This is a genomic window from Bacillus sp. SIMBA_008 (assembly GCF_046535495.1).
Lineage (GTDB): Bacteria > Bacillota > Bacilli > Bacillales > Bacillaceae > Bacillus > Bacillus subtilis.
Genome location: NZ_JAWRWL010000780.1, coordinates 1 through 257, shown reverse-complemented (window position 1 = coordinate 257; position 257 = coordinate 1). Strand labels below are relative to the sequence as shown.

At 69.3% G+C, this 257-nt stretch carries 1 protein-coding gene; it reads right to left on the bottom strand.

The features are described 5' to 3' along the window. Positions 1 to 257: hypothetical protein (locus SB658_RS25425; RefSeq protein WP_410603213.1), on the bottom strand; the 257-nt coding region annotated here is incomplete at both ends.

Sequence of the window (257 nt, the reverse complement as noted above, 5' to 3'; positions counted from 1 at the left end):
GTTGTTGTGCGAGTCGCCGACCGCGAGAATTCGCTTCGCGCCTTGCACGTCGCTTCCGAGCGAGCACACGTTGACGGTTGTGTCATCCCCCCGGGACCAGCAGTCGCCACGATTCGCGTCGTCCTTGCGGAGGCTCTCGAGCGAGGGCACGAATTCCTCGCCCTCCCCCGCGTCCGCGCACTCGGGGCGGTCTGGATCCAGCGCCGCCGCGCCGGCGCATTCATCGACCCGAATCAGGCCCGTCCCGCGCGCCTCGA